The sequence below is a fragment of the Shewanella sp. genome (genome assembly GCF_051658185.1).
GTDB lineage: Bacteria > Pseudomonadota > Gammaproteobacteria > Enterobacterales > Shewanellaceae > Shewanella.
This window is the reverse complement of the sequence record NZ_JBOFMC010000222.1, coordinates 1-6,045: the sequence shown is the minus strand read 5'-3', so window position 1 is coordinate 6,045 and position 6,045 is coordinate 1. Positions and strand designations below refer to the sequence as shown.

At 45.1% G+C, this 6,045-nt stretch carries 7 protein-coding genes, 1 tRNA gene and 1 pseudogene; 6 read left to right on the top strand and 3 right to left on the bottom strand.

Annotation, left to right across the window (positions count from 1 at the left end):
• The 3 genes and pseudogenes from ACRCZA_RS08890 to punC form a co-directional block, all read right to left on the bottom strand.
• A pseudogene (locus ACRCZA_RS08890) lies at positions 1 to 347 on the bottom strand (site-specific integrase); the annotation flags it as partial.
• Between the two features lie 582 nt (positions 348 to 929).
• Positions 930 to 1,020: transfer RNA gene (locus ACRCZA_RS08885), tRNA-Ser, on the bottom strand.
• 100 nt (positions 1,021 to 1,120) lie between these two features.
• Complete coding sequence (punC, locus tag ACRCZA_RS08880) at positions 1,121 to 2,317, bottom strand: purine nucleoside transporter PunC (RefSeq protein WP_438674094.1); 1,197 nt, start codon at positions 2,315 to 2,317, stop codon at positions 1,121 to 1,123.
• Positions 2,318 to 2,435: 118 nt separating this feature from the next.
• Here punC and punR point away from each other — a divergent pair, with 118 nt between their 5' ends.
• From punR to ACRCZA_RS08850, 6 genes are all read left to right on the top strand, one after another.
• Positions 2,436 to 3,338 (top strand): DNA-binding transcriptional activator PunR, encoded by a 903-nt coding sequence (punR, locus tag ACRCZA_RS08875; protein ID WP_438674093.1) that lies wholly within the window; start codon positions 2,436 to 2,438, stop codon positions 3,336 to 3,338.
• A gap of 331 nt (positions 3,339 to 3,669) precedes the next feature.
• A complete protein-coding gene (locus tag ACRCZA_RS08870; RefSeq protein WP_438674092.1) occupies positions 3,670 to 4,329 on the top strand; it encodes a Bax inhibitor-1/YccA family protein in 660 nt (219 codons plus the stop codon).
• Positions 4,330 to 4,388: 59 nt separating this feature from the next.
• Positions 4,389 to 4,778 (top strand): sulfurtransferase complex subunit TusD, encoded by a 390-nt coding sequence (tusD, locus tag ACRCZA_RS08865; protein WP_438674091.1) that lies wholly within the window; start codon positions 4,389 to 4,391, stop codon positions 4,776 to 4,778.
• 14 nt (positions 4,779 to 4,792) lie between these two features.
• The gene (tusC, locus tag ACRCZA_RS08860; RefSeq protein ID WP_438674090.1) at positions 4,793 to 5,149 is read left to right on the top strand and encodes a sulfurtransferase complex subunit TusC; all 357 of its coding nucleotides are present in this window, start codon (positions 4,793 to 4,795) and stop codon (positions 5,147 to 5,149) included.
• Entirely contained in the window at positions 5,149 to 5,430 is a 282-nt protein-coding gene (tusB, locus tag ACRCZA_RS08855) for a sulfurtransferase complex subunit TusB (protein WP_438674089.1), read from the top strand. The genes tusC and tusB overlap by 1 nt, the downstream gene beginning before the upstream one ends.
• Entirely contained in the window at positions 5,424 to 5,762 is a 339-nt protein-coding gene (locus ACRCZA_RS08850; RefSeq protein WP_438674088.1) for a TusE/DsrC/DsvC family sulfur relay protein, read from the top strand. Before tusB ends, ACRCZA_RS08850 begins: the two co-directional genes overlap by 7 nt.
• Positions 5,763 to 6,045: the final 283 nt, after the last annotated feature.

Below are 6,045 nucleotides of genomic sequence, written 5' to 3'. Positions count from 1 at the left end.
TTATCCTGTTTAAATTGCGCTACGTTGAAATATCCAATCAAATCCACTGGTGGATTAAGGCAATAATCAACATAGCGACTCATATCTTTGCGCATCACCGCCATTGGCGACATCGCCACAACATCAAAGCACCAATGTAGAAATGTCGTTAACTCACTGCGGTAGGTTTTATAGTTATTTTCACTCTGCTTTTGTTCAAATAACCAATCCGTTGCATGTTCCATGACCAAACCGGCATCGGCAACATTTTGTAGACTTATTTGGGTAATATATTGATTAACAATACTATTGCCCTCATGTATGAATTCAATTGAATCAAATAAAGGAATAACGGGTGGTAATTGCATATAGCCTATGAATTATAAGAGTTTCTTATATGATAATACTTAAACGCAAATGCCGATAATGGTATTTATCGGCAATAAAATCAGCGACGATTTGGGTTATATGAGATGACATAAACTTGCCCATTATCTAGGCGTGTTTGACGGCCGCTTAACCCCTGTTGCCACTCGATTCACATGACGAGCGTTGTAAACCCTAGGGAAATCACCGTTCCACTGCGCTTGCCCTTTTATCGACCATCTCGGCTCTGCAATTCATCTTGGTTCAGGTGTTTGGCCTAGTTGTTGACTCAATCAATCCCGAATATCTCTCCCCTTCTTCTTTAAACCGTCAAACCGTCGCGATGACCTATCGTAGTATGTCGTAGTATGCTCCGCCCTCGCCCACAACGCTTCGCGTGATTAACCCATTAATTTGAAGATGATTCGATTCCAAGATGACGGCTGAGGACGTTCACAAGGTGAATTGGGTGTGAAAATGGTTGCTCTACTACACCACTACTGCGCTATAGGTTGCAGTGCCCTTTTGGTGCAGCGCCAATGCAAAAAGGCCGCTAATTGCTTAGCGGCCTTTTTGACTGAATATGGCGGAGGAGCAGGGATTTGAACCCTGGGTGGGCTATAAACCCACGCCGGTTTTCAAGACCGGTGCATTAAACCACTCTGCCACCCCTCCGAACGAGGCGCATAATATAAGTTAGTATGCTCCCTGTAAAGCATTAACTTGCAATTCAGTGTTAAGTGCTTGTATTGTCGTCAATCTGATGAATTTTGCTTCACTTGCTTGATTGTGCCCGGCTTTTGATGAGGTAACCTAAAACGACCATGATCGCACAGCACAGAATGCCCCAACCTATCGCCACTTCCCCAGCGCTTGCCCATAAGGCCACGACACTTGAGGCGCCAAAGGCAATGCTTATCTGTAAAAAGTTTTGTAAGCCGGCGGCTTTCGCTGCATTTTGGCTAAATTGCTGCAATGCGCCATTCACGACAATCGGGTAAATTGCCCCATTGGCTGCCGCTAAAATTGAAAACGAAATCAACAATGGGAAAATGGTATCCGCGTTAAATACCAAGGTCGCCAAAACGATAGATGTTACGCAAAGAGTAAAAATCGTTAGTAATACATTTAACGTGATATCGGCACCGAGGCGTTTAATCAATAACTTACTTGCATATCCCCCCACAATAAACATGATAGTTTGGGGAATGAAGCTCAGTCCGATCTCAGTGGCTTGATAACCATGTTGTTCCATCACGATAGGCCAAACCGTCAAATAAGCAAAAAATGCTCCTGAGCAGGCACCAAAAATGATCACGTTGCCTAAGTAACGGGTATTTTTCAATATTTGAAAATAGGATACCGAAGACTGCTCACTGTGTTGCTGTTGAGCTTTGCTGGGCACAAAATACAGTGTCATTAAGATCAGTAAAAATGCAATCACACATAACGTGATAAAAATGGCACGCCAACCAAAGCCATTGAGAATATAAGCACCAAGGATCGGAGCCAATGCCGGTGACAGAGCGACCAGCGGCATAATATTGCTAAAAATGCCTTGAGCTTTATCAGCATCGTATTGTTCGACCACAATGGCTTGCCAGATAACCCCAGCACTACAAGCGCCAATCGCTTGGAAGAATCGCGCCGTATTGAGCATGAGGATCGAGTCGCTATTGGCAATAAATAGACTCGCCAAGGCAAAAATAATCAGCCCTACGATCAATGCGTAGCGCTTGCCGATCTTATTCACTAATGGACCATAGAGCAGTTGCCCAAGTGCAAGCCCGGCTAAAAAACAGGTTAATGACATTGCAACCTGTGAGGGCGAGCTTGAAAATGAACCTTCAATCGCTTTGAAGGCAGGCAAATACATGTCGGTAGCAATAAAGCCCAACATGCTTAGCATCGCTAAATAAAACAAAAATACAAAGAATTTGATATTTACAGCGGTATTACTAGTCGTTTTCATAAATTTTTCATGTCAGAAGAGCTAGGGGGCGCAGTCTAAACACTTGTGAATATGATTGGAAACGTTTATTTTTGATATGTGTCATCAATATTTTTCATATGAATGGATATCAACAACTATGCTCTCGGAACAAGCGTTAGAACTCATTGATATTGTCGCCCGCGTCGGTAGCTTCACCGCTGCGGCAAATCGCCTACACAAAGTGCCTTCGGCGGTCAGTTATGCCGTTAAACAAATAGAAGAAGAGCTAGGGGTGATTTTATTTGAACGGCACCATCGAAGTGTAACCTTAACCGCTGCGGGAGCACATTTTGTCAAACAAGCCCGCAGCTTACTCACACAAATGGATGACATGAAGCGTGAAACGCAACGGGTCGCGAATGGTTGGCAACCCACCTTGTCGATAGCCTTAGATAACATCGTCAGAGCCGATAGGATCAGTGTGTTGATTGCCGATTTTTATCGCCATTTTCAAGATATTGAATTGATTATCCGTATCGAAGTTTTTAACGGTGTATGGGAAGCGCTCGCCACAGGCCGGAGCGACATTGCCATTGGGGCGACCACGGCAATTCCCGTCGGGGGCGTTTATCACTTTAAAGATATGGGGGATATTGAATGGGCATTTTTAGTCAGTAAGCATCATCCCCTAGCGCACATTGATCGGCCATTAACCGACGATGAACTACGGCCTTTTCCATCGATTTGTTTAGAGGACACTTCGAGGGAAATCCCCAAACGCATGACATGGTTACTTGAAAATCAGCGCCGCTTGGTCGTTCCCGATTGGATCCGCGCCATCAATTGTTTTAGAGAAGGCTTAGGTGTCGGCTATATGCCCGTCCATTTAGCCAGCGTTTTTATTAAATCGGGCGCCTTAGTGGAAAAACAACTTGAAAATCCAAAGCCAATCAGCCCCTGTTGTTTAGCCTGGAATGCCGACAAAATGTCACCTGCCCTCACCTGGGTATTGGATTATTTGGGGGATACCGACAAACTCCACCGAGAATGGTTGGCTTAAAGGAGTTCAGCTGAGTATGCCATCGTGGAGGCCGAGCTAAGCCTCCCTGAGTTATCGGCACGCCCAAAAACGGTGACTATGATGCAAGGTTATCGTGCCATGATGAGCGATACCATTATTGGAAGCAAAAAACAGGATTTATCCTATTGAATGATTTTGTTAAAACACCCGATTACCCGTTGATGACCCCAATAGCGATGCGCTTTTCCCCTTGCGGGAACTCGCGTATGATTAACTCAGTTATATTATTAATTTTGTCGCCGCTGCAGGAACTAATGTTTCTGTCAAAAATCCAAATGTTAGGTTAAGACATGTGTCAATGGAGAACAACATGACTCAGCAAACACTCTACTCAACGAGCGCTTCGACACTTGAAGTGAACAAGCTTCTTAAAAATACCTATTTACTCTTAGCCATGACATTAGGCTTTTCTGCGTTGTGTGCAGGCTTGGCTATGGCGCTAAATATCAGTCCGTTAATGTCATTAGGGTTGTCAATTGGGGGCTTAGTCTTACTGTTTGTTACCTTACGTAAAGCCGACTCTGCCGCGGGGATCTTCTGGGTGTTTGCCTTTACCGGAATGGAGGGCGCATCTCTTGGCTATATTCTCAACCATTACGCGGGTATGACCAATGGCTCAGAACTTATCATGCAGGCCTTGGGATTAACCTCTGTGATTTTTATTGCACTGTCAGCCTATGCCCTCACCACTAAAAAAGACTTTTCATTTCTTCGTGGTTTCTTGTTTGCGGGCTTGATCGTAGTGATCGCCGCTGCCGTCATTAACATCTTTGTAGGTAATAGCGTTGCCTTTATGGCGATTAATGCGGGCCTAGCCTTACTGATGACCGGATTTATTCTGTTTGATACTAGCCGTATCGTGAATGGCGGGGAAACCAATTATATCCGCGCCACGATTGCACTGTACTTGGATTTTCTAAACCTATTTATCGCCATCTTGCATTTACTGGGCATCGGCAACGATGACTGATCCCATTTTAGGGAAACTTACGCTAAAATGGCCCTACTTTTAGGGCCATTTTTATTATAATGAGCAAATTTATTATTCAAGTCAGCGGACCCGCCTATGGCACATCGGCATCGGTTAGTGCTCTGCGTTTCACAAAGGCCGCCCTCAACGGTGGCCATCAAGTGGTCTGCGTGTTTTTTTATCAAGATGGCGTGTATAACACTAGCGAGTTTGCGTTACCCGCATCCGATGAATTTGACGTGATCCAACAATGGAAGCTATTGGCCGAACAATATCAAATTCCGTTGGTCAATTGTGTCTCCGCCGCCCTGCGCCGCGGGATCATTAGTGAGCATGAAGCCCGGGAGCACGCCCTGCATCACTGGAATGTGAGCAACGCCTTTACCATGGGTGGTTTAGGGGAATTTGTGACAGGGATGGAAAGCGCAGATCGCACCATCTGTTTTTAATCTTCGGAAATCTTATGAAAAAAATCTGTATATTGTTCCGAAGCGCACCCCATGGAACAACCAAAGGCCGCGAAGGCTTAGATTTAGCCCTGCTGAGCGCCAGTTTTGAACAAGAGGTCAGTTTACTCTTTGTAGACGAGGGCATCTTGCACTTAGTGAAGGATCAGCAACCAGAACTTATCGGAGCGAAGGATTACATCGCCACGTTTAAGGCATTGCCACTTTACGACATTGATGTCGTATTGGTATGCAAGCAATCTCTTGCCGACTATGGCTTAACCCCAGGATTGCTGACCATCCCAGTGACGGCGGTAAATGATGACAGCATTGCTGCCCATATCAAGTCTGTCGATGAGGTCATCGTATTTTAATGATTTTACACCACATTCATATATCTCCCGCGCGAGATAATGCCCTAAAATTGTGCCTACGTTATGCCTGTAAGGATGATGGCATCGTATTATCCAGCGATGGGGTAAACGCCCTACTTCTGCGGCAATGGGCCATGGCTTTAGCCCCCTTTAAGTTGATGGTATTAAAGGATGATGTGCTTGCACGAGGTCTGAGCGAGCGTTTAGCTCACATCCATCAAATTGATGATCAAGAGTTTGTGGCGCAAACGTTGGCCTATGACAAGGTGATAACATGGTGAATAGGTTACATTTTAATGGCATCGACATCGAGCGAGACCATCAAGGTTACTTAAAAAACATTGCCGATTGGCAACCGTCCCTAGCCCCCTTGTTGGCCGAAGAAGAACACATTGAACTCACGCCAGCCCATTGGGAAGTGATACATTTTGTGCGCGATTTTTATTTAGAATACAAAACCAGCCCCGCGATCCGGGTTTTGGTAAAAGCCATCGGTCAACGCTTAGGGCCTGATAAAGGCAATTCTAAATATCTTTACACCCTCTTCCCGAACGGCCCAGCGAAACAAGCCACTAAAATTGCGGGTTTACCCAAACCCGCAAAGTGTATTTAGGCTATCGAATCAATCGCAATCGGGTGGCGGTTTGGATATTTGCTTTGGCATTGGTCAACTAGGCGATGCCAAAGCAAAGTTGCTGAAACATACTGCAAGACAATCTTGCCCGCCAAGGCGACCATCACGGCACTTGTCAGTGCATATCAAACCTCTTATAAAACAAAAAAGGCATATCGTTTAACGATATGCCTTTTTCAAGAGTGTGGAAGCATCCTGTAATTTGATCTCTGGTTGATCTCTGGTTGATCTTAGGATCTCGGTAGCGTTTTAAGCTGGCGAA